This window comes from Variovorax sp. 10N412, assembly GCF_056394985.1.
In genome coordinates this window covers 828,716-850,532 of sequence record NZ_JBFTIO010000001.1, presented here as the reverse complement: position 1 = coordinate 850,532, position 21,817 = coordinate 828,716, and the positions used below count along the sequence as shown (strand labels likewise).

Here is a 21,817-nt window from a genome sequence, read left to right as displayed (position 1 = left end):
GGCCCCCGTGTCACTGCTCAAATCCGCCTCTACCGTCTCCCTGCTGACCCTCGCATCGCGGATCACGGGCCTCGTGCGGGACGTGCTGTTCGCTTCGGTTTTCGGCGTCAGCGCGCTGACCGACGCCTTCAACGTCGCCTTCCGCATTCCCAACCTGTTTCGCCGGGTGTTCGGCGAAGGCGCCTTCAGCCAGGCCTTCGTGCCGGTGCTGGCCGCGCGCAAGACAGAAGCCGGCGAAGAGGGCGCCCAGCAGCTGATCGACCATGTCGCCACGCTGCTGACCTGGACGCTGGTGGTCGTGTGCGTGGCCGGCGTGGCCGGGGCGCCGCTCCTGGTCTGGGCCATGGCCAGCGGGCTGCCTGGCTTCGACGCGGCCGTGGTCATGACGCGCTGGATGTTCCCGTACATCGGCTTCATGTCGCTGGTGGCGCTGGCGGGCGGCATTCTCAACACCTGGCGCAAGTTCGCGGTGCCGGCGGCGTCGCCGGTGCTGCTCAACATCGCGCTGATCCTGTCGATCTCGGTCGGCGCGCCGCTGTTCCGCCGCTGGGGCATCGAGCCGATCTATGCCCAGTGCGTGGGTGTGCTGGTGGGCGGCGTGCTGCAGCTGGCCCTGCAGGTGCCCGCGCTGCGCAAGCTCGGGCTCATGCCGCGCATCGGCGCGAGCTTCAAGGCGCTGCGCACCGCCTGGACCGACCCGACCACCCGCAAGGTGCTCAAGCTGATGCTGCCCGCGCTGCTTGGCGTGAGCGTGGCGCAGATCTCGCTGCTCATCAACACGCAGATCGCCTCCCACCTTGCCGTGGGCAGCGTGACCTGGGTGACCAATGCCGACCGGCTGATGGAGTTCCCCACCGCCATGCTCGGCGTGGCGCTCGGCGTGGTGCTGATGCCGCAGCTGGCCGGTGCGCGCGCCGCCAAGGACGACGCCCGCTATTCGTCGCTGCTCGACTGGGGCCTGCGCCTGGTGGTGATGCTCTCCGCCCCCTGCGCCGTCGCGCTGCTGCTGTTCGCCAAGCCGCTGGTGGCCGTGCTGTTCCACAACGGCGCCTACACCGGCGAGGACGTCGGGCGCACCACCCTGGCGCTGATGGGCTACGGCGTCGGGCTGGTCGGCATCGTGGCCGTGAAGGTGCTGGCGCCGGGTTACTACGCCAAGCAGGACACCCGCACGCCGATGCTGATCGCCGTGGGGGTGCTCGTCCTGACCCAGGTCCTCAATGTCTTCTTGGTGCCGGTGCTCCAGCACGCGGCGCTGACCCTGACGATTGCCATCGGCGCGCTGGTCAACGCGACCTGGCTGCTGGTCGGCCTGATGCGCCGCGGCAGCTACAAGCCCGAGCCCGGCTGGGGCAAGTTCGCGCTGCAGGTGCTGGTGGGCACGCTGGTGCTGGCGGCCCTGCTGGCCTGGGGCTCGCAGCATTTCGACTGGGTCGGCCTGCGCGAGCAGCGGCTGCTGCGCATCGGCCTGCTCGCCGCGCTCATCGCCGCTGCCGCGCTGCTCTATTTCGCCGTGCTGGCGGCGGTGGGCGTGCGGCTGCGCAACTTCCTTCGCCGCTGAATGCGCCCGCAGGGCGCCGGCACCCTGCATCCGCCCCGCCTTGACGCTCCGGGCGGGCTCCTCTACAAAGACACATGACGTTCAGCTTTCAGCTTCCCACCGCACTGGAGTATTTCGAATCGCTGGTGCGCAGCGACGATCACTTTCCGCTGCTCGAAGCCGCCGCCAGCCTCGCGCAGGACGAGTACCCCGAGCTCGACGTGCAGCAGGTGCTCGGCGATGTCGACCAGCTCCTGGCCCGCCTCAAGCGCCGCCTGCCGCCCGACGCCGCGCCGCTGGCCCGGCTGCGAGCCCTGAACCAGTTCTTCTTCAACGACCTGAACTTCGGCGGCAACGTCAACGACTACTACGACCCCGACAACAGCTACCTGAACGCCGTGCTGCGCACCCGCCGCGGCATTCCGATCTCGCTGGCCGTGCTGTGGATGGAACTGGCGCAGGGCCTGGGCCTGCAGGCGCGCGGCGTCGGCTTTCCGGGGCACTTCATGCTGAAGGTGACGCTGCCCAAGGGGCAGGTGGTGATCGACCCGTTCACCGGCAAGTCGCTCTCGCGCGAGGAGCTGGGCGAGCGGCTGGAGCCCTACAAGCGCAGCAACGGCCTGGTCGGCGACTTCGACGTGCCGCTGGGCCTGTACCTGCAGCCCTCCAGCTCGCGCGAGATCATCGCCCGCATGCTGCGCAACCTGAAGGAAGTGCACCAGGCGCAGGAAGACTGGCAGCGCGTCATCGCCGTGCAGGACCGCCTGGTCGTGCTGCTGCCCAGCGCCTGGGGCGAGTACCGGGACCGCGGCATCGCCCATGCCGAGCAGGGCAACACCGTGCAGGCCGTGCGCGACCTGGAGACCTACCTGGCCAAGGCCGAAGACGCGCTGGACATCGACCTGATCGCCGAGCGCGTCGCCGCATTGCGCCGAATGGCCAGCTGATGAACGCCAAGGCCGGTGTGAGCCCGGCGCCCGACCTGGGCACCCTGCATGAATTCCATGGCGTGCAGCCGGTGCTGCCGGTGTCGGATGTGTCGCGCGCCGCGCGCTGGTTTTGCGACGTGCTGGGCTTCGAGCTCGATTTCATCGCCGGAGAACCGCCCAGCTACGCCCGCGTGAAAAAGGGCGACCGCAGCTACGGCGACCCGGTCTACCTGCGGCTGTGGCAATGCAACGCGCGCGACGCGAAGCCCTGGCGCGGCGAGATCGTGATCCATGTGGGCAAGGACATCGACGGCCTGCACGCCGCCTATGTGAAGCGGGGCGTCGCGGTCATCGAGCCGCCTGTGTCGCAGCCTTGGGGCCTGCGGGAATTCGCGATCCGCGAGCCCGACGGGCATGTGCTGCGCTTCTGCGGCTACCTGGCCTGAACGCCCTCTCTCGGCCCTGGAAGCAAAAAATTACAAGCAGATCGATGCGGTCGTGTCGATCCGGCTTCCGCTCGGCCGACGTGTGAACAGGAGCAGGCAGTTTCCAGCGGCTCCCAGCCTCATCAACTTCAGGAGAAACGACATGCGATTCATGATTCTGGTCAAGGCCAATGCAGATTCCGAAGCCGGCGTGATGCCCAGCACCGAAATCCTCACCGCCATGGGCAAGTTCAACGAAGAACTGGTCAAGGCCGGCGTGCTGCTGGCCGGCGAGGGCCTGCACCCCAGCTCCAAGGGCGCGCGCGTGCGCTGCGAAGGCCCGACCAAGCGCACCGTCATCGACGGCCCCTTCGCCGAGACCAAGGAACTGCTGGCCGGTTTCTGGCTGTTCCAGGTCAAGTCGAAGGAAGAAGCCATCGAGTGGATCAAGCGCAGCCCGTTCCAGGAAGGCGAGATTGAGATCCGCCAGGTGTTCGAGGCCGCCGATTTCGGTGACTCGATGACGCCCGAGCTGCTCGCCCAGGAAGACCGCCTGCGCGCCGAGACCGAGGCGCGCGGCAAGACCGGCGGCTGACACCGCCCGGCGCATCGCGGGAGCCGCCGTGACCGCAGGGGAGGGCCGCGAAGACGCCATCCGCCGCACCGTCGAGGCGGTGTGGCGCATGGAGTCCGCGAAGATCATCGCCACCGTCGCGCGCAGGGTGCGCGACGTGGGCCTGGCCGAAGAACTGGCGCAGGACGCGCTGGTCTCGGCGCTCGAGCAGTGGCCGGGCGAAGGCGTGCCCGACAACCCGGCCGCCTGGCTCACCGCCGTGGCCAAGCGCCGCGCGCTCGACCGCCTGCGCCACCTGCAACTGGCAGAGCACAAGGCCGGCGAGATCGGCCGCGAGCTCGATGCGCAACACGAAATGGCGCGGGCCGACTTCGCCGACGCGGTCGATTCGGCGCTGGACGACGACATCGGCGACGGCCTGCTGCGGCTGGTGTTCACCGCCTGCCACCCGGTGCTGTCGACCGAGGCGCGCGTGGCGCTCACGCTGCGTCTCATGGGCGGCCTCGCGACCGACGAGATCGCCCGCGCGTTCCTGGTGCCCGAGGCCACCGTGGCGCAGCGCATCGTGCGCGCCAAGCGCACGCTGGCCGAGGCGCGCGTGCCTTTCGAGGTGCCGCGCCGCCACGAGCTGGAAGGCCGGCTCGCTTCGGTGCTCGAAGTGATCTACCTGATCTTCAACGAAGGCTATTCGGCCACCGCCGGCGACGACTGGATGCGCCCTGCGCTGTGCGACGAAGCCCTGCGCCTTGGCCGCATCCTGGCCGAGCTGGTGCCCAAGGAGGCGGAGGTGCACGGCCTCGTCGCGCTCATGGAAATCCAGGCCTCGCGCACCGCCGCGCGCGTCGGCGCCTCGGGTGAGCCGGTGCTGTTGCTCGAGCAGAACCGCGCGCGCTGGGACCACCTGCTGATTCGCCGCGGCCTGGTCGCGCTCGCGCGCGCCGAATCGCTCGGCGGCGCGCTTGGCCCCTATGCCCTGCAGGCCGCCATTGCCGCCTGCCACGGCCGTGCGCGCGCCGCCGATGAAACCGACTGGGCGCGCATCGCCGCGCTCTACGACGCGCTGGCCGAACTCGCGCCGTCACCCATCGTCGAGCTCAACCGGGCGGTCGCGCTGTCGATGGCCTTCGGGCCCGCGGCGGGGCTGGAGGTGGTCGACGCGCTCATGGACGAACCCGCGCTCAAGGGCTACCACCTGCTGCCGGCGGTGCGCGGCGACCTGCTGTTCAAGCTCGGCCGCCACGACGAGGCCCGCAAGGAGTTCGACCGCGCCGCCGCGCTCACGCGCAACACGCGCGAGCGCGCGTTGCTGCTGGCGCGTGCGCGTGCCTGCATCGCCGAGTGAAGGTCTGGCGCTGAGTGCCACTGCGCAGGCCGTGACTCAGGCCGTGGCTCAGGCCTTGAAAGCCTGGCCGGCCTCCGAGGGCGAGCCCGGCAAGCCGAACTGGTGCCAGGCGCGGCGCAACTGTGTGTCGGAGCCGAAGCCCGACTGTTCCGCCGCCCGCGTCACGCTCGCACCCGAGGCCAGCGCGAGTTGCGCCACCGCCAGACGCAGCCTGCGCAGGTAGGCCAGCGGTGCGACGCCTGCATGCTCCATGAACAGCCGCGTGAGATGCCGCGCCGAGGTGTGCGCCACCTCGGCCATGCGCGGCACGCTCCAGTCGGCCTGCGGCTGCTCGCTGACCGCGTCCTGCACGCGGTGCAGCGCGGCATGCAGGTGGTTGCGGTAGGCGAGAAAGGGCGACAGCTCCGGGTCGTCGGGGCCGCGGCGCAGCGCCACCACCATGGTCTGCGCGACCTGCGCCGCGAGCGCCTCGCCGCAGAGTTCGGCGATGCGGTGCAGCACCAGGTCGATGCCGGTCGTCACGCCCGCGCTGCTGTACAGCGGCGGGTCGATCACGAACACGCGGTTGCTCACCACGTCGCAGCGCGGCTCCACGGCGCGCAGCTCGGCCAGGTGGTGATGGTGCGTGGTGGCGCGCCGGCCCGCGAGCGCGCCGGCATGCGCGGCGAGCAGCGCACCGGCGCAGATGGTCACCAGCTCGAGCCGCCCGCGCCCGAAGCGCAGGCCGCGCAGCCAGTGCAGCAGGTCCTGCGCCTCGGGGTTGTCGATGGCGATGGTGTCGCCGGGCAGCCCGACCAGCACCACCCAGCCGGGGCCGTCCCACTGGGTCGGCAACGGGGACAGCCCGGCCAGCGCCACGCCGACCGAGCCGATGGACGTGGGCCGCGGGCTCGCGAACTCGATCGCGAAGCGCTCGGGCTGGCCCATGGCGCGCAGCCGCTGGTTGGCGATGCGCAGCGCCTCGGCCGGGCCCGCCCAGTCGAGCACGAGGCTGCCGGGCAGCAGCGCGAAGACTACGCGGATGGCTGGATGACGGGGTTGCGGTTCCATGCGTAGTCCATCTGGCGCGCGGTGCGCTCGGCCAGCTCGCGCCCGGCCAGCCGCGCCACGAGGTGCAGGCTCATGTCGATGCCGGCGCTGATGCCCGCCGAGCTGACGATGCGGCCGTTGTCGACCCAGCGCACGCCATCGCGCACGTCGAGCGCCGGGAACTGCCCGCGCAGGTCGGCGATGTCTTCCCAGTGCGTGGTGACGGCGTCGTTGGTCACCACGCCGCTGGCGGCCAGCAGGAAGGCGCCGGTGCAGACCGAGGCCACGACCTGCGCCCCGGCGGCCTGATCGGCGATCCAGCGCAGGGTGCCGCGGCTGGACAAGGGTGCATCGACCACGCCGCCGGGAACGACCAGCACGTCGGCCTGCGGGCCGCTTGCGAGCGTGTGGCTGGCCAGCAGCTGCAATCCGGCGCGGGCCTGCACGGGCTGGCCGGCGGCCCCCTCGGCGACCGCGGCCACGTCGAACGGCGCCGCACTGCCGGGCTGCATGCGCTGGGCGACGCGGCTGGCGGTGGTGAACACCTCGAAGGGGCCGGCGAAGTCCAGCGCCTCGACGCCGTCGAAGGCCAGGATGAGCACGCGCAATGGCGTCATGCCGTGGCCCGTTCCAGCGCCTGCGCCACGCTGCACAGGGTGGCGAAGCGGCCCTGCAGCACGGTGGCGGTGCGGGCCTTGATGTCGGCGGCCGGCAGCGGGCGGCCGTCGGGCTGCACCATGTCGAAGGTCAGCGTGGCGTCGGTCACGTAGTCGACCTCCCAGCCCAGGTCCGAGGCGTGGCGCGCGGTGGTTTCGCAGCACTGCTCGGTGCGGATGCCGCTCACGATCAGCCGGCCGATGCCGTTCTGCGTGAGCCAGACGTCCAGCCCGGTATTGACCAGCGCGCTGTGGCGGCGCTTGGTGAAGGTGGCCGCGGCCTCGAAGGGCGCCAGGCCCTCGAGGGGCCGCACATGGCCCGACTCGACGGCGAACGGGTTGCCGGCGTCGGCCGGCCCGTCGGTGTGGAAGATCCGCACGATCGGCACGCCGGCAGCGGCGCAGCCGGCGATCAGCGCGTTCTGTTCAGTGAGGTAGGGGGCCGCGAGGCGCGGGTCCCAGTAGGGGCGCTGGCGGAAAGACTCCTGCACGTCGATCACAATCAGACAGGTTTTCATGGCGGGTCTCGCTGGGGCGGAGTGGATGATGCCGCCTATTCTTCTGCGTTACCAGCCCATGGTCCGTTCGGAGACGGACCGGAACCGATCAGATCCGGACATTGAAGCCCGGGAGCCGATCAGACCAGCGCCGCCGCCTGGAGTTCTTTCTTCAGGTACGCGTAGTACAGCGGCGCCGCCACCAGCCCGGCCGGTCCGAACACCGCCTCGGCCACGAACATCACGGCCAGCAGCTCCCAAACGCTCATCTGCGTGCGCGCGCCCACCACCTTGGCGTTGATGACGTACTCGGCCTTGTGGATCACGATCAGGAAGATCAGGCAGGCCAGCGCGGTGACGGGCGACACCGACAGGCCCACCAGCGTGATCACCGAGTTGCACACCAGGTTGCCGACGATGGGCACCAGCCCGGCCAGGAAGGTCAGGGTGATCAGCGCCGGCGTGTACGGCAGGTGCGCGCCCCACATCGGCATGACGAACAGCAGGAAGATGGCGGTCAGCAGCGTGTTGAAGGCCGCGATCCAGAACTGGGCCGCCACGATCTGCCCGAAAGCCTCGCCGAAGGTCTGCACGCGCTGGTGCAGCTGCTCGGCCAGCGGACGGCGGCGCAGCGGCGCGTGCGCCACCGCGGCCAGCGCGCCGACGATCAGCCCCACGTAGGAAAAGAGCAGCCCGTGCAGCCAGGCCCGGCCCGCCATGGCCAGCGAGCCGGCCTGCGCGCGCAGGTAGTTGGCGATCACGCGCTGGATTTCGGCCGCGCCTTCCGGCAGGTAGGCCGCGATTTCGACCGGCAGTTTGGAGCGCAGCTCGAGCACAGTGCGCGCCGTGTAGTCGAGCAGCTCGCGGTACTGGTCGGGCGCGTCGACGATGTATTCACGCGCCTGCGACAGCAGCAGCGTGACCAGGGCGATAGGGCCCAGCAGGACCAGGATGACGGCCAGCACGTTGGCCCAGCCCTGGGTGCGGTCGGCGCGCCTGGCGAGTGCCGGCATGCGCAGCAGGCCGCCGGTCAGCACGCGCGCGAACCAGCGCGTCGCCAGGAAGCCGATGCACACGCACAGCAGCCCCGGCAGCAGGTGCTCCCACATCACCAGCAGCAGGGCCGCCAGCATCAGCAGGTAGCTGGCGACCATCACGCCGCGCGAGGCGGTGGGGCGGTAGGCGGGGGCCGCGGGGGGCGGGATCGCGGCGGAAGTGGTGGGTTGCGGCTTCTTGGCCATCCGGGGTTTCGGTGCTCTGCTCAGGACATGTGGACGGAGCAGCCGGCGTTCAGCCGACGACCACTGCGGCACCTTGGCCGCGCGCGGCGATCACGCCGATTTCATGCACCGATTCACCGGCCGCGCGCAGCGTGGCGGCGCAGGCGGCGGCTTCGGCCGCGTCGAGCACCACCACCATGCCGATGCCGTTGTTGAAGGTGCGGTTCATCTCGATGTCGTCGATGCCGGCCACCTTCTGCAGCCAGGCGAACAGTTCGGTCTGCGGCCAGCTGCCCTTTGTCAGGTGGGCGGCCGTGCCTTCGGGCAGCACGCGGGGAATGTTCTCGAGCAGGCCGCCGCCGGTGATGTGGGCCAGCGCCTTGATCGGGTGCTTGGCCAGCGCCTCGAGCACGGGCTTCACATACAGGCGGGTGGGCGCCATCACCGCTTCGCGGAAGGGCTTGCCGTCCAGCGTGGCGGGCAGGTCGGCGCCGGCACGTTCGATCACCTTGCGCACCAGGCTGAAGCCGTTGGAATGCACGCCGGCCGAGGCCAGGCCCAGCACCACGTCGCCGGGCTTGACGTTCTGGCCCGTGAGAATCTTCGATTTTTCGACCGCGCCGACCGCGAAACCCGCCAGGTCGTACTCGCCGGCGGGGTACATGCCGGGCATTTCAGCGGTTTCGCCGCCGATCAGGGCGCAGCCCGAGAGCTCGCAGCCGCGGGCGATGCCGCCGATCACGGCGGCTGCAGTGTCGATGTCCAGCTTGCCGCAGGCGAAATAGTCCAGGAAGAACAGGGGCTCGGCGCCCTGCACCAGCACGTCGTTCACGCTCATGGCCACCAGGTCGATGCCGACGGTGTCGTGCATGTTCCATTCGAAAGCCAGCTTGAGCTTGGTGCCCACGCCGTCGGTGCCGCTCACCAGCACCGGCTCCTTGTAGCGCTTGGGCACCTCGAACAGGGCGCCGAAGCCGCCGATGCCGGCCAGCACCCCTTCGCGCAGCGTCTTCTTCGCCAGCGGCTTGATGCGGTCGATCAGGGCGTCGCCTGCGTCGATATCGACACCGGCATCCTTGTAGCTGAGCGGGGTGGGCGTAGGGGAGGTCATAGATGGTCGAGGTCGGGAAGAGCGCGAAAGGCCGCGAAAGGACGCGAAAGTATGCGAAGAGGAGGAACTGAAGAGGGTGCCGGCAACCATGTTGGCCGGGCCGATAGAATTCCTCACGATTTTAAGGGCCCTCGTGGCCCCCTCCATGAACCTTCCCGGGATGAAACAGCTCGCGCTCGATATCGGCATTGCGACGGGCCCCAGCTTCGACGCCTTTTTTGCCGGCCCCAACGAGGCGGCGCTGCGCCACCTGCAAGTGTGGGTGGGCGGCGCCGGCAGCCCTGCGCTGCACTCGCCGGTGCCGACCTACCTGTGGGGCGAAGGCGGCAGTGGCAAGACCCATCTGCTCGAATCGGTGCGTGTCGCACTGAGGGAGCAGGGCGCCAGCGTGGGCTGGCTGCACGCCGGCCTGCTGGAGCCGCCCGAGTTCGACGAGCGCTGGGGCGCCGTGCTGCTCGACGACGTGCACCTCTACACCGCCGTGCAACAGCACGCGGCTTTCAACTGGTTCGTCAACGCCCAGACCCTGCAGCGCGGCGTGGTGGCCGCTGGCGCCTTGCCGCCGGCCGACCTGGCGCTGCGCGAGGACCTGCGCACCCGCCTGGGGTGGGGCCATGTGTTCCACCTGCAGGTGCTCAGCGAAAGCGAACGCCGCGCGGTGCTGCGCCAGGCGGCCGATGCGCGCGGCGTGATGCTGTCCGACGACGTGCTCGACTACATGCTGCACCGCTTCAGCCGCGACCTGGGCAGCCTGATGGAGCTGCTCACGCAGCTCGACGGCTATGCCCTGCAGACCCAACGCGCGATCACCATTCCGCTGATCCGCTCCATGCTTGAGAACGAATAAGAGCTTCCAACCAAACAATGATCAAGAAATTCATCGACAAGCTGCTCGGCAAATCCGCTGGCGGCACACAGGGCAAGAGCCGCTTCGGCAAGCGCCAGGAGGTGCCGGCGGAGGTTCACGGGATCGATCCGGCCCTGGTCGACGAACGCGCGAAAAACGTGGTCACCACGCTGCAGCAGGCGGGGTACGAGGCCTATGTGGTGGGCGGCGCGGTGCGCGACCTGCTGCTGGGGCTGCGCCCCAAGGACTTCGACGTGGCCACCAACGCCACGCCCGAGCAGGTCAAGTCGCTGTTCCGCCGCGCCTTCATCATCGGGCGGCGCTTTCGCATCGTGCACGTGGTGTACGGCCGCGGGCGCGAGCATGAGGTGATCGAGGTCTCGACCTTCCGCGCCTACATGGACAACACCGCGGCCGAGCAGGTGGCGGGCAACGAGCGCACCAGCAAAGGCGAACTCGCGAGCATGAAGCACGCCGTGGACGCCAGCGGCCGCGTGCTGCGCGACAACGTCTGGGGCCCTCAGGAAGAAGACGCGGCGCGCCGCGACTTCACCGTGAACGCCATGTACTACGACCCGGCCAACCAGGTGGTGGTCGACTATCACAACGGCATCAAGGACGCGCAGAAGCTCACGCTGCGCATGATCGGCGACCCGGCCACGCGCTACCGTGAAGACCCGGTGCGCATCATTCGCGCCATCCGCTTCTCGGCCAAGCTCGCCGCGCTGGGCTTCAAGATGGAAGCCAAGACGGCGGCGCCGCTGATCGATTCGAGCAAGCTGCTGGCCGACGTGCCGCAGAGTCGCCTGTTCGACGAAATGCTCAAGCTGTTGCAGACCGGCCATGCCATCGCGACCATCGAGCAGCTCAACAAGCTCGGCCTGGCGCGGGGCATCTACCCGCTGCTCGACGTGGTGGTGGAGCGCGCCGATCAGCCCTTCGTGAAGGCCGCCCTGCAGGACACCGACCGCCGCGTGGGCGAGGGCAAGCCCGTGGCGCCCAGCTTCCTGCTGGCCTGCGTGCTGTGGGCCGACGTGCGCGACGGCTGGGCCCAGCGCCAGGAAGGCCGCCACGGCCAGCGCCCGCAGCCGCCGTTCCCGGCGCTGCAGGACGCCATCGACGACGTGTTCAATTCGCGCATCGGCGACGTGTCGGGCCGCGGCAAGCTGGCCGCCGACATGCGCGAGATCTGGATGATGCAGCCGCGCTTCGACAAGCGCACCGGCTCCACGCCCCACAGCCTGGTCGAGCAGGCGCGCTTTCGTGCGGCCTTCGACTTCATGCGCCTGCGCGCTGACGTGGGCGAGGTGAGCGAGGCCATTGCCGAGTGGTGGCAGGAGTTCAGCACCGCCGACGACGTACGCCGCCAGGACCTGCTGGAGCAGGTGCGCGAAGACCAGAAGGTGCGCCAGCGCGTGCGGGTGCGCGAGAACCCGCCGCCCAAGCCGCGCAGCGAGCCTGTGGTGCGCCAGGCCCCGGCCGCCGAGACGGACTCGGACGAAGAGGTCGAAGTCGAAGCCGGTGCCGTGCCCCCCGACGGCGAAGCAGCCGCGCCGCGCAAGCGCCGGCGCCGCCGCAAGCCGCGTCCCGCGGGCGGTGGCGACGGCGGCGGTGAGGGCGGCGGCCACGCCGCTGGCGAATGAGCGCGCCTGACCGGCCGGACGGCGGCAGGAAGAGCCCCGCGGCCAAGGCCATTGCCAAGGTATGCAAGGTGAGCAAGGTGAGCAAGGTGAGCAAGGTCCCCAAGGCCGCGCCACCGCGCAGCACCGGGGGCAAGCCCCCGACGGCCGGCGCCCGAAGCGGCCCGCCCGCGCGCCGCTCGCCCGCCCGCGCCCCCACGAGCCGCCCGCGCGGTCCGCGCGAGGACTACCCGACCGTGCAGGCCTTTGTCGCCATCGGCGCCAACCTGGGCGATGCCGAGGCGGCCGTGAAGGCGGCCATGGCCGCCATCGGCGCGCTGCAGCGCACCCAGGTGACGGCCCGTTCGTCGCTCTACCGCAGCGAACCGGTGGATGCCGAAGGCCCCGATTTCGTCAACGCCGTGGTGGCCGTGCGCACCGGCCTGGATGCCGAGCAGTTCCTCGTGGCGTTGCAGCGCCTGGAAACGCAGGCCGGCCGCGAACGGCCTTTTCCCAATGCACCGCGCACGCTCGACCTCGATCTGCTGATGCATGGCAACTCGGTGATGGACACGCCCACGCTGACCCTGCCGCATCCCCGCATGCGCGAGCGCGCCTTCGTGCTGAAGCCGCTGGCTGAAATCGCACCCGACAAGGTGCCGCGCGCGGCGCTGGCACGCGTCACGGGCCAGGTGGTCAAGCGCATCGTCTGACGCGGCCGCGCTGCTGCTTTATGCACTCGATCTGGCCGGTGTGACGGTGTTCGCGGTCAGCGGGCATTGGCGGCCGGCCATGCGGGGACTTGACTGGCCGGCGTGCTGCTGATCGTGGCGCGGCGCCTGGGCGGCATCCACGGCGGCTCGCGCTTGCCGGTGCTGCGCTTGCCAGGCTGAGCGACGGGCTGAATTCGAGGGCAGCGGGACGCGCGCGCAGCGCTTCGAAAGCCGGTCCGTGCGGGCCGGACCGTCATGCCCGTTAAACTTCGCCGGTTTTTCATGAAGGCGTCATACCGTTGTGGTTGTGGCGCACCCCAGGAGTTTCCATGTTCGGCAAGCTGCTGCCCCGCGAGGGCAATTTCTTCGAGATGTTCAACCAGCACGCCGATCGCATCGTCGAGGCGGCGCGGGCTTTCGAGCAACTCGTCGCCAACTACAACGACGTGCACCTGCGCGAGCAGTACAACCGCGATGTCGACAACGCCGAGCGCGCCGCCGACCGCGTGACGCACGACGTCAACCGGCTGATCCACAAGACCTTCATCACGCCCATCGACCGCGAGCAGATCCACAAGCTCATCAACACGATGGACGACGTGGCCGACCTGATCCAGGACTCGGCCGAGACCATGGCGCTGTACGACGTGCGCCACATGACCGACGAGATCGTGCGCCTCACGGCCCTGAGCGTGAAGTGCTGCGACCGACTGAAGGACGCCGTCAAGTTCCTCGGCAAGATCGCCGATCCGGCGGTGGCCGAGGCGGTGCTCAAGACCTGCGAGGAAATCGACCGCCTCGAATCGGACGCCGACCGCGTGATGCGCAGCGCCATGAGCAAGCTGTTCCGCGAGGAGCCCGATGTGCGCGAGGTGATCAAGCTCAAGGCGATCTACGAGCTGCTGGAAACGATCACCGACAAGTGCGAGGACGTGGCCAACGTGATCGAGGGCATCGTCCTCGAGAACTCCTGAGCGGGTAGCCACGCATGGCAACGGTTCAGGTCGCCCTCTGGGTGGTGATGGTGCTGGTCGCGCTGGCGATCCTGTTCGACTTCATGAACGGATTCCACGACGCCGCGAATTCGATCGCGACGGTGGTCTCCACCGGCGTGCTCAAGCCGGGGCAGGCCGTGGTGTTCGCGGCCTTCTTCAACCTGATCGCGATCTTCATCTTCCACCTGAGCGTGGCGGCCACGGTGGGCAAGGGCATCGCCCAGCCCGGCGTGGTCGACGTGCACGTGGTGTTCGGCGCGCTCGTCGGTGCCATCAGCTGGAATCTGGTCACCTGGTACTACGGCATTCCAAGCAGCTCGTCGCACGCGCTCATCGGCGGCATCGTGGGCGCGGTGATTGCCAAGACCGGCACCAGCGGGCTGGTGGCCTCGGGCATCTGGAAGACGGTGGCCTTCATCTTCGTGTCGCCGCTGCTGGGCTTCCTGCTGGGCTCGATGATGATGATCGCGGTGGCCTGGGGCTTCAGGCGCGCCACGCCGTCGCGGGTGGACCGCTGGTTCCGGCGGCTGCAGCTGGTTTCGGCCGGCGCCTACAGCTTGGGCCATGGCGGCAACGACGCGCAGAAGACCATCGGCATCATCTGGATGCTGCTGATCGCCACCGGCTACGCCTCGGCCAGCGACGCCGCGCCGCCGCTGTGGACCATCGTGAGCTGCTACACCGCGATTGCGCTGGGCACCATGTTCGGCGGCTGGCGCATCGTGAAGACGATGGGCCAGAAGATCACCAAGCTCAAGCCCGTGGGCGGCTTCTGCGCCGAGACGGGCGGGGCGCTGACCCTGTTCCTGGCCACCGCGCTGGGCATTCCGGTGTCGACCACCCACACCATCACGGGCGCCATCGTCGGCGTCGGCTCCACGCAGCGCGCGAGCGCGGTGCGCTGGGGCGTGGCGGGGAACATCGTGTGGGCGTGGATCTTCACGATCCCGGCGTCGGCCTTCGTGGCGGCGATTGCCTACTGGATCAGCATCCAGCTGTTCTGATCGTTACTGCGAAATCTTCCGGCCTTCTTCGATCTGGTGTTCGAAGTAGCGCTGGAAGCTGAACACGATGCTGGCCATCAGGATCGTGCTGCCGAAGAACAGCGACATCACCACCGCGCCGATGGTGAACCAGTTGGTCTGGCCCGGCTTGGCATCCGACGGCGCGCTTGCGTTGAAGCGCGCATTCCACTTCTCGGGTGTCATCAGGCCGTAGACGATGGCCACCAGCGCGCAGCCCGCGATGGTGAAGCCCAGCAACGGAATCAGCGCCCAGCTCAGGCCGTCGTCCACGCCGTACAGGCGCACGCGTTCGATGCCGTAGACGCCCAGCGCCGTGGGAATGGGCAGCAGCCAACCGAGCCAGTCGCCGATGCCCCGCAGGTAGAAGCGGTGCAGTCCCAGCGGGCCGCCAAGGAAGGTGAGCCAGGCGGCGGTGGTCTTGTTTTTCATTCGGGTGTCATTCAGAGGTCATTCGGGCTTGGTGGTGCTGCCTTCGCCGAGCACCTTCTCCATCAGGACCACGTCGCGCCATTCGCCGAACTTCCAGCCGCAGTCCTTCAGCACGCCGACGTGGGTGAAGCCCTGGCTACGGTGCACCCCGACGGAACCGGCGTTGGCCGAGTCGCCGATCACCGCGATCAGCTTGCGCACGCCTGCGGCTTCGGCTGCTTGCGACAGCGCCGCCAGCAGCTTCGCGCCCAGACCCTTGCCGCGCGCTGACTCCGACATGTAGATCGAGTCCTCGGCCGAAAAACGGTAGGCCGGGCGCGGCTTGAACCAGTTGCAGTAGGCAAAACCCAACACTTCGCCATTTTCTTCGGCAACCAGGTACGGCAGTTTCTTGCCCAGCACGTCGGCGCGACGGGCGGCCATGTCGGTGGGGGAGGGAGGCTCTGTTTCGAAGGTGCCGGTGCCGTTCAGCACGTGGTGGGCATAGATGGCCGTGACGGCTGCAACGTCTTCGTCGCGGCTGGGGCGGATGGTGAGGGGCATGCGGATGAAAACAGGTGGCGCGAGGCCGGAATTCGGAGAAAACGCGTGTCGGGCTATAATCGCAGGCTTTTCAGCGTGTCGCTGGCCGGGTGGCCATGTCGCGTGTCTCGACGCTGGAAGAACATTGTGAGCGGGCCTCTTCTTCATCCATAGGGCCTGCTGACCACCCAAGGATAAATCATGGTCGTCATTCGACTTTCCCGCGGCGGCTCCAAAGGCCGTCCGTTCTTCAACATCGTCGTGTCGGACAAGCGCGTTCGCCGCGATGGCCGTTTCATCGAGCGTCTGGGTTTCTACAACCCGACCGCCAAGGAAAACGAAGAAAGCATCCGTATTGCCCAGGACCGCCTGGCCTACTGGAAGAGCGTCGGCGCACAAGCTTCGCCCACCGTTCTGCGCATCATCAAGCAAGCTGCTTCGGCAGCACCCAAGGCGGCGGCCTAAGCCGTCCCGCACGGCGATGTTGCCCGCACTCGAAACCGCCGAATTGCCGGCGGACGCGATCGAAGTAGGGCGCATCGCCGATGCATGGGGCATCAAGGGCTGGTTCAAGGTCCTGCCCCACAGCGCCCAGCCCGAGGCGCTTTTTTCTTCCAAGCGTTGGTTCCTGCAGGCCCCCGGGGCTGCGGCGAGCGGCGCTTTCCGGCTCGCGATCCGCGAAGCCAAAGAACATTCCAGCTGCATCGTCGCCACGTCCGACGATGTGCCAGATCGCAACGCGGCCGAAGCGCTGCGCGGCGCGCGCGTGTTCGTGTCGCGTTCGAGCTTTCCAACGGCCGGCGACGACGAGTACTACTGGGTCGACCTGATCGGCCTGTCGGTGGTCAACCGCGAAGGCGTCGTGCTCGGCGAGGTTCGCGAGCTGCTTGCCACCGGTCCGCAGACCACGCTGGTGCTCGCCGCCGAAGAAGACGGCAAGGCCGTCGAGCGCATGGTGCCCTTCGTCTCCGTCTTCGTCGACAAGGTCGACCTGCCCGGCCGCCTGATCACGGTCGACTGGCAACCCGAATACTGACCGGCGACTGCGCGCATGCGCTTCGACGTCCTCACGCTGTTTCCCGAACTGTTCGCGCCTTTCATGGCCAGCGGCGTGACGCGCCGCGCCTACGAGTCGAAGCAAGTCGAGGTGGTGCTGTGGAACCCGCGCGATTTCGCCCCTGGCAACTACAAGCGTGTGGACGACCGCCCGTTCGGCGGTGGCCCCGGCATGGTCATGATGGCGCAGCCGTTGTCGGCTTGCCTCGACGCGGCGCTCGCGGCCCGCGGCGCAGAAGCACCCGTCGTGCTGTTTTCTCCCATCGGCGAGGCGTTGCGGCATGCATCGGTCGAGCGTTGGTCGGCCAGCAAGGGTGCGGTGCTGGTCTGCGGGCGCTATGAAGGTATTGACCAGCGTTTCATCGACACGCGCGTCACGCACCAGATCAGCCTCGGCGATTTCGTTCTCTCCGGCGGAGAGATCGCGGCCATGGCGCTGCTCGATGCGGTCGCGCGTTTGCAGCCGGGAGTGCTCGGCGACGAAGCCAGCCACGTGCAGGACAGCTTCAATCCCGCCCTCGACGGCCTGCTCGACTGCCCGCACTACACCCGGCCCGAGCAATGGAACGGGCAGGGCGTGCCGGCGCCGTTGCTTTCGGGCCACCATGTGCAGATCGAGCGGTGGCGGCGCGACCAGCGCCTGGCCATCACGGCCGCACGGCGCCCCGAACTGATCGACGCGGCCCGCGCGGCGGGACGCCTTGCCAAGGCCGATGAGGCCGCGCTGAAAAAAAAGCTATAATCTCGGGCTCCCCGATCCTCTGCCCGGCCGCGCCGGACTTTTCGCCGGTTCATCCGATGAAAGCCCAGGCGCCCTTTGTGTAGCCCGACACGATCGACTATCAGGAAATCATGAACCTCATCCAGACCCTCGAGCAGGAAGAAATTTCCCGCCTCGGCAAAACCATTCCCGATTTCATGCCCGGTGACACGGTCATCGTCAGCGTGAGCGTCGTCGAAGGCACCCGCAAGCGCGTGCAGGCCTACGAAGGCGTCGTGATCGCCAAGCGCAACCGTGGCCTCAACAGCGGCTTCACCGTGCGCAAGATCTCCAGCGGCGAAGGCGTGGAGCGTACGTTCCAGACCTACAGCCCGCTGATCGCCGGCATCGAAGTCAAGCGCCGCGGCGATGTGCGCCGCGCCAAGCTGTACTACCTGCGCGAGCGCAGCGGTCGTTCGGCACGCATCAAGGAAAAGCTGCCGAGCAAGTCGACGGCCGCTGCCAAATAAGCAGTCCTGTCGTGCAAGAAAAGCCGCCGCTCTGGCGGCTTTTTGCATTGGTGCCCCGCACGAAAAGACAGCTTGGCTTTTTTACGCTCTACTCGAAGCCTCTTGACCTCTTTCTCCTCCACCGTCGCTTCCATGCAACCCGCTCCCCTCGAACCCATCAATGCCGTGGTGCCGCCCACGCTGCTGCAGTTCGATCCGCGCGAGGCGCCCTTCGTGGACGGCAGCGACGGCTTGCCCGCGGTGGCGGCCGACCAGTTGACGGCGCAGGCGTTGCGCGCGCGCTTCGCCGCGCCGCCCGCGTGGGAGCCCGAGCTCAGGCGCGAGCCCCGCATGATCGACCGCCCGCCCGCGCAGGCCGCCGTGCTGGTGCCGATCGTGCAGCGTCCCCACGGCGCGACCGTGCTGCTCACCGAGCGCACTACGCACCTGTCGAACCACTCGGGCCAGGTGGCGTTTCCGGGCGGCCGCGTCGACCCGGAAGACGCCAACATTTCCGCCGCCGCATTGCGCGAGGCATGGGAGGAGGTCGGCTTGTCGGCGCAGTTCATCGAAGTGCTCGGCAGTCTTCCGACCTACACCACGGTGACTTCTTTCATCGTGACGCCGGTCGTTGCGCTGGTGCAGCCCGACTTCGAACTCACCATCAATCCCTACGAAGTGGCCCATGCCTTCGAGGTGCCGCTGGCCTGGTTGATGGACCCTGCCAACCACCGCCGCCATTCGGTGAGCGCGGTGGACGGCCGCCGGCGCGAGTGGTATTCGATGCCCTACCAGGACGGGCCCGACGAGCGCTTCGTCTGGGGCGCGACCGCAGGCATGCTGCGCAATCTCTACCGCTTCCTCGCCGCCTGAGTCTCTTGCGCGCAGGGCCCGAAACTTCGGGCGCTCTCGCTATCATCGAAGGATGAGCTTTTTTGCCATCCTGTGCGCGCTGCTGATCGAGCAGGTGCGGCCGCTGGGCCCGCACAACCCCGTGTACGGCGGGGTTCTGGCGTGGACACGCTGGACCAGCCGCAACTTCGACGCGGGCAAGCCGCACCACGGATGGATCGCCTGGGGGCTCGCGGTCTTCGTGCCCACGCTCTTGTCGCTGGGCGTGCACTGGCTGCTGGTGCTCACGCTCGGCCTGCCCTTCGCGGTGCTCTGGAGCATTGCGGTGCTCTACGTCACGCTGGGCTTCAGGCAGTTCAGCCATCACTTCACCGACATCCGCGACGCGCTCGACGAGGGCGACGAGCCGCTCGCGCGCTCGCTGCTTGCGCACTGGCAGGGTGTGGATGCGGCCGACCTGCCGCGCAGCGAAATCGTGCGCCACGTGATCGAGCACTCGGTGATCGCCGCGCACCGCCATGTGTTCGGCGTGCTGGCGTGGTTCTCGGTCATTGCGGCGATCGGACTCGGGCCGGCCGGCGCGGTGTTCTACCGCATGAGCGAGTTCGTCTCGCGCTACTGGGCGCACAAGAACGGCGCCGCGGTGCAACCGTCGAGTGTCGCGGTGCAGGAGGCCGCGGGGCGTGCCTGGCACGCGATCGACTGGCTCCCCGCGCGCATCACCGCGCTGGGCTTCGCGGTGGTCGGCAGCTTCGAGGAAGCCATCGACTGCTGGCGCAACGACGCGCAGCGCTTCCCCAACGAAAACGACGGCGTGATCCTCGCGGCGACGTCGGGCGCGGTCAACGTGCGCCTGGGCGGTGGCTCGCTGAGCCCGATTCCCGTCGCCGATTCGCTGTCGCGCGCCCAGGCCGGCGAATCAATGGCCGACGGCCGTCGTACAGACAGCGGCAGTACGCCTGGGCGAGAGCCCGAGCCTGGCCACCTGCGCAGCGTCGTGGGCCTGGTCTGGCGCTCGGTCGTCATGTGGATGGTGCTGCTGGCCTTGCTGACCTTGGCTCGCCTGCTGGGCTGAGCCGCGGGAGGATTTCATGACTACCGCAGTGCCGGCTTACTGGAGCCCGCGCATCGGCGCGCTCGAGCCCTACGTGCCCGGAGAGCAGCCGCGCATCGAGAACCTCGTCAAGCTCAACACCAACGAGAACCCGTACCCGCCGTCGCCGATGGCCATCGAGGCGATCCGGCGCGCGGCCGAGCACGGGCTGGAGCGCTACCCGGACCCGACCTCGCTCGCCTTGCGCGAAGCGGTCGCGCGGCGGCATGGGCTGCAGGCCGACCAAGTGTTCGCGGGCAACGGCTCCGACGAGGTGCTCGCGCACGCCTTCTTCGCGTTCTTCCAGCAGGCCGCGCCGCTGCTCATGCCCGATGTGAGCTACAGCTTCTACAAGGTCTATGCGCAGCTGTACGGCATCGACTGCGCGCTGCAGCCGGTGGACGACGGCCTGTGCGTCGACATCGACGCCCTGGCGGCGCGTGCCCGCGAGGGCTGCGCGGGCGTCGTCATCGCGAATCCCAACGCGCCCACGGGCATCGGCCAGCCGTTGTCGCGCATCGAGCAATTGCTGCAGGCCTGTCCGGAGCGCGTGGTGCTGGTGGACGAGGCGTACATCGATTTCGGCGGCGAAAGCGCGCTGCCGCTGATCGACAAATATCCGAACCTGCTGGTGGTGCAGACGCTCTCCAAGGCGCGCTCGCTGGCGGGCCTTCGGGTCGGTTTCGCCTGCGGGCAGGCCCACCTGATCGACGCCCTGGTGCGCGTGAAGGACAGCTTCAACTCCTACCCGATCGACCGGCTGGCCTCGGCCGGCGCGGTGGCCGCGCTCGACGACGAGGCCTGGTTCCGCGGCACGCGCGACAAGATCGTCGACACCCGCGAAGGGCTGTGTCTCCAGCTCGAAGACCTGGGTTTCGAGGTGCTGCCCTCGCAAGCCAACTTCGTCTTTGCGCGCCATGCGCAGCGCGACGCCGCTGAACTCGCCGCACTGCTGCGCGAGCGGGCCGTGCTGGTGCGGCATTTCAGGCAGGCGCGCATCGCGCAGTACCTGCGCATCAGCATCGGCACCCGAGAGCAGTGCGGCGCGCTGGTGCAGCGACTGCAGGATATTCTTGGCCCCCATTCTTGAAGGAACTCCCGGCCATGCCGACCCATGACTCCGACCCGCGCTCAGCGGCCTGCGCAAGCTTCTGGCAAGCGGTGAGCGCCCAGCTCGACAGCCTTCGCACCCTGCCCGGGCACGAACTGGTGCCGGCGTTGAACGCACTGCTGCAGCCCCTCTTTCCACGCCTGGCCGCGGAAGTGGCCGGTGAGCCGCCCGCGTTCAAGCTCGTGCTGACCGCCCATGGCTCGATGGACGACTTCGACGACGTCATGGCGCTGGTGCAGAGCAGCCCCGCGTTGCCGCAGGTCGAGGTGGAGGCTTTCCGCCAGCGCACTGGCCAGGGCTTCGGCATTCGCATGGGCGACTTCGAACTGGCGAGTTCCGACATTCTCGTGAAGCACGAGCCCTACGACGGCCTCGTGGCGCTGGAGATCGGCTTCGCCAAGCCCATTCCCATGGACATGCGGGACCACGCGCGCCACACGAGCCTCATCATGCTCGACCACATCCTGGGCGAGTACGACGCGGCGGTGAAGGTCGGCCCGGTCGACTATGCCGACGCCGGCGACAGCGCGGGTTTCGACGGCGTGTCGCTCGACGACTTCGTGCCGGTGTTCGACGCCTGCTGGCGCGACGAACTCGGCCACACCGGTGTGTTTCCCACGGGCGAGCACGCCTGGTCGGGCCTGACCGCCACGCGCGAAGCCGAGGACGGCAGCGAGATCGAGATGGTCGTGATGCGCAACGACACGGCCGCCGCGCTGCTGGGCCGAGCGGACCTGGGCCACCACCTGTCGGCCGCGATCCCGGTGGAATCGGGCGAAGAACTGGAAGCGGCCCGCGTCTACGAAGACCGGCTGACCGCGCTGCTGCAGACGCACGAGGCGGGCTGCTGCACGCACGTCGTCCTGGAAGAGGGTGTGCGCACCGTCAACTTCCAGGTGGCCGATGCCGCTGCGGCGATCGCGCATGCGCAGTCGCTGCAGGAGGGCATGGACCTTCCCGTGACGCTGGACCTTGCCTTCGACCCGACCTGGAAGTCCTACCGCGTCTGGCTCGGCTGACGCC

Annotated in this window: 25 protein-coding genes; 18 read left to right on the top strand and 7 right to left on the bottom strand. The window is 68.7% G+C overall.

What is annotated here, in order from left to right; translation table 11 throughout:
- The first annotated feature begins 7 nt into the window (after positions 1–7).
- The 5 genes from murJ to AC1DJH_RS04250 all read left to right on the top strand — a co-directional run bounded on the left by murJ (position 8) and on the right by AC1DJH_RS04250 (position 4,810).
- A complete protein-coding gene (murJ, locus tag AC1DJH_RS04270; RefSeq protein WP_478184821.1) occupies positions 8–1,561 on the top strand; it encodes a murein biosynthesis integral membrane protein MurJ in 1,554 nt (517 codons plus the stop codon).
- A gap of 74 nt (positions 1,562–1,635) precedes the next feature.
- On the top strand, positions 1,636–2,487 hold the full coding sequence (locus AC1DJH_RS04265; RefSeq protein ID WP_478184820.1) for a SirB1 family protein: 852 nt from the start codon (positions 1,636–1,638) through the stop codon (positions 2,485–2,487).
- Entirely contained in the window at positions 2,487–2,915 is a 429-nt protein-coding gene (locus tag AC1DJH_RS04260) for a bleomycin resistance protein (protein WP_435483115.1), read from the top strand. Before AC1DJH_RS04265 ends, AC1DJH_RS04260 begins: the two co-directional genes overlap by 1 nt.
- A gap of 142 nt (positions 2,916–3,057) precedes the next feature.
- Entirely contained in the window at positions 3,058–3,489 is a 432-nt protein-coding gene (locus AC1DJH_RS04255) for a YciI family protein (protein ID WP_422087763.1), read from the top strand.
- 88 nt (positions 3,490–3,577) lie between these two features.
- A complete protein-coding gene (locus tag AC1DJH_RS04250) occupies positions 3,578–4,810 on the top strand; it encodes an RNA polymerase sigma factor (RefSeq protein WP_478184992.1) in 1,233 nt (410 codons plus the stop codon).
- Between the two features lie 48 nt (positions 4,811–4,858).
- Here AC1DJH_RS04250 and AC1DJH_RS04245 read toward each other — a convergent pair whose 3' ends face one another.
- The 5 genes from AC1DJH_RS04245 to purM form a co-directional block, all read right to left on the bottom strand.
- Positions 4,859–5,860: a GlxA family transcriptional regulator gene (locus tag AC1DJH_RS04245; RefSeq protein ID WP_435435327.1), complete on the bottom strand. Its 1,002-nt coding sequence runs from the start codon at positions 5,858–5,860 to the stop codon at positions 4,859–4,861.
- Entirely contained in the window at positions 5,824–6,456 is a 633-nt protein-coding gene (locus AC1DJH_RS04240; RefSeq protein ID WP_478184819.1) for a DJ-1/PfpI family protein, read from the bottom strand. Before AC1DJH_RS04240 ends, AC1DJH_RS04245 begins: the two co-directional genes overlap by 37 nt.
- Positions 6,453–7,013, bottom strand: coding sequence for an isochorismatase family protein (locus AC1DJH_RS04235; RefSeq protein ID WP_478184818.1), 561 nt, complete (start codon positions 7,011–7,013; stop codon positions 6,453–6,455). Before AC1DJH_RS04235 ends, AC1DJH_RS04240 begins: the two co-directional genes overlap by 4 nt.
- Before the next feature lie 119 nt (positions 7,014–7,132).
- Positions 7,133–8,233, bottom strand: a complete 1,101-nt coding sequence (locus AC1DJH_RS04230) for an AI-2E family transporter (protein WP_435483121.1) — start codon at positions 8,231–8,233, stop codon at positions 7,133–7,135.
- Between the two features lie 49 nt (positions 8,234–8,282).
- A complete protein-coding gene (gene purM, locus AC1DJH_RS04225) occupies positions 8,283–9,323 on the bottom strand; it encodes a phosphoribosylformylglycinamidine cyclo-ligase (protein ID WP_478184817.1) in 1,041 nt (346 codons plus the stop codon).
- 160 nt (positions 9,324–9,483) lie between these two features.
- Between purM and hda the strand changes: the two genes are divergently transcribed.
- The 5 genes from hda (at position 9,484) to AC1DJH_RS04200 (ending at position 14,501) form a co-directional block, all read left to right on the top strand.
- Positions 9,484–10,170, top strand: coding sequence for a DnaA regulatory inactivator Hda (hda, locus tag AC1DJH_RS04220; RefSeq protein ID WP_435435332.1), 687 nt, complete (start codon positions 9,484–9,486; stop codon positions 10,168–10,170).
- A 17-nt stretch (positions 10,171–10,187) separates the two neighbouring features.
- A complete protein-coding gene (pcnB, locus tag AC1DJH_RS04215; protein ID WP_478184816.1) occupies positions 10,188–11,813 on the top strand; it encodes a polynucleotide adenylyltransferase PcnB in 1,626 nt (541 codons plus the stop codon).
- On the top strand, positions 11,810–12,502 hold the full coding sequence (gene folK / locus AC1DJH_RS04210; RefSeq protein ID WP_478184815.1) for a 2-amino-4-hydroxy-6-hydroxymethyldihydropteridine diphosphokinase: 693 nt from the start codon (positions 11,810–11,812) through the stop codon (positions 12,500–12,502). Before pcnB ends, folK begins: the two co-directional genes overlap by 4 nt.
- Positions 12,503–12,831: 329 nt before the next feature.
- Positions 12,832–13,476: a DUF47 domain-containing protein gene (locus AC1DJH_RS04205; protein WP_435435335.1), complete on the top strand. Its 645-nt coding sequence runs from the start codon at positions 12,832–12,834 to the stop codon at positions 13,474–13,476.
- 14 nt (positions 13,477–13,490) lie between these two features.
- Positions 13,491–14,501 carry an inorganic phosphate transporter gene (locus AC1DJH_RS04200; RefSeq protein ID WP_472116733.1) on the top strand — a complete coding sequence of 337 codons (1,011 nt, stop codon included), beginning with the start codon at positions 13,491–13,493 and terminating at the stop codon, positions 14,499–14,501.
- 3 nt (positions 14,502–14,504) lie between these two features.
- Here AC1DJH_RS04200 and AC1DJH_RS04195 read toward each other — a convergent pair whose 3' ends face one another.
- Both AC1DJH_RS04195 and AC1DJH_RS04190 read right to left on the bottom strand, forming a co-directional pair.
- A complete protein-coding gene (locus AC1DJH_RS04195; protein WP_435483125.1) occupies positions 14,505–14,951 on the bottom strand; it encodes a TM2 domain-containing protein in 447 nt (148 codons plus the stop codon).
- Between the two features lie 18 nt (positions 14,952–14,969).
- Entirely contained in the window at positions 14,970–15,494 is a 525-nt protein-coding gene (locus AC1DJH_RS04190; RefSeq protein ID WP_472116739.1) for a GNAT family N-acetyltransferase, read from the bottom strand.
- Positions 15,495–15,674: 180 nt separating this feature from the next.
- Between AC1DJH_RS04190 and rpsP the strand changes: the two genes are divergently transcribed.
- The 8 genes from rpsP to AC1DJH_RS04150 all read left to right on the top strand — a co-directional run bounded on the left by rpsP (position 15,675) and on the right by AC1DJH_RS04150 (position 21,813).
- On the top strand, positions 15,675–15,938 hold the full coding sequence (gene rpsP / locus AC1DJH_RS04185) for a 30S ribosomal protein S16 (RefSeq protein ID WP_093124286.1): 264 nt from the start codon (positions 15,675–15,677) through the stop codon (positions 15,936–15,938).
- A 16-nt stretch (positions 15,939–15,954) separates the two neighbouring features.
- Positions 15,955–16,509, top strand: coding sequence for a ribosome maturation factor RimM (gene rimM, locus AC1DJH_RS04180; protein WP_472116742.1), 555 nt, complete (start codon positions 15,955–15,957; stop codon positions 16,507–16,509).
- Positions 16,510–16,524: 15 nt separating this feature from the next.
- Complete coding sequence (gene trmD / locus AC1DJH_RS04175; protein WP_472116746.1) at positions 16,525–17,271, top strand: tRNA (guanosine(37)-N1)-methyltransferase TrmD; 747 nt, start codon at positions 16,525–16,527, stop codon at positions 17,269–17,271.
- 110 nt (positions 17,272–17,381) lie between these two features.
- Positions 17,382–17,759: a 50S ribosomal protein L19 gene (gene rplS, locus AC1DJH_RS04170; protein ID WP_116908189.1), complete on the top strand. Its 378-nt coding sequence runs from the start codon at positions 17,382–17,384 to the stop codon at positions 17,757–17,759.
- 132 nt (positions 17,760–17,891) lie between these two features.
- Positions 17,892–18,611 carry a CoA pyrophosphatase gene (locus AC1DJH_RS04165; RefSeq protein ID WP_478184814.1) on the top strand — a complete coding sequence of 240 codons (720 nt, stop codon included), beginning with the start codon at positions 17,892–17,894 and terminating at the stop codon, positions 18,609–18,611.
- A gap of 52 nt (positions 18,612–18,663) precedes the next feature.
- Complete coding sequence (locus AC1DJH_RS04160; RefSeq protein WP_435435342.1) at positions 18,664–19,665, top strand: CobD/CbiB family protein; 1,002 nt, start codon at positions 18,664–18,666, stop codon at positions 19,663–19,665.
- A 16-nt stretch (positions 19,666–19,681) separates the two neighbouring features.
- Positions 19,682–20,773, top strand: coding sequence for a histidinol-phosphate transaminase (hisC, locus tag AC1DJH_RS04155; protein ID WP_478184813.1), 1,092 nt, complete (start codon positions 19,682–19,684; stop codon positions 20,771–20,773).
- Positions 20,774–20,787: 14 nt separating this feature from the next.
- The gene (locus tag AC1DJH_RS04150) at positions 20,788–21,813 is read left to right on the top strand and encodes a hypothetical protein (RefSeq protein ID WP_478184812.1); all 1,026 of its coding nucleotides are present in this window, start codon (positions 20,788–20,790) and stop codon (positions 21,811–21,813) included.
- The last annotated feature ends 4 nt before the right edge of the window (positions 21,814–21,817 follow it).